The 370-nt window shown below is 77.3% G+C and carries 1 pseudogene; it reads left to right on the forward strand.

The window, feature by feature from the left end:
* Positions 1 to 113: 113 nt before the first annotated feature.
* Positions 114 to 370: pseudogene (locus OO69_RS53445) on the forward strand (hypothetical protein); the annotation flags it as partial.

Consider the following 370-nt stretch of genomic DNA (forward strand, 5'->3'; position numbering starts at 1 on the left):
GGGTGGGCGCGGGGCGGGGCGGGGATGCGGGTGGGGCTGGGGGCGCCGGTGTGGTCGGGGATTCCGGGGACGCCGATGTCACCGGTGCGGGCGAGCCCGTGGACGGGCCTCGCGTGCATGGGGCCGTTAGCCACGCCAATCGCATCGCGGACGCCGGGCAGAGCAGCCAGGCCGCAGGCCCCGAGGCTCCGGGGCGTGCCGGAACCGCCGATGTCGCCGACGCGGACGAGCCGGTCAACGCGCCCTGCGCACCCGAACCTCACACCCCGCTGCTCGACACCCAGACCCCGGTGCCCCACATTCCTCGCACCCAAGCCCCTGCCTCCGACGCCCCCGAGCCCACCCCCCACTCGCCCCCCTCACCCCGCCC

Origin of the sequence: Streptomyces sp. NRRL F-525 (assembly GCF_000716605.1) — a bacterium.
Classification (GTDB): Bacteria; Actinomycetota; Actinomycetes; order Streptomycetales; family Streptomycetaceae; genus Streptomyces.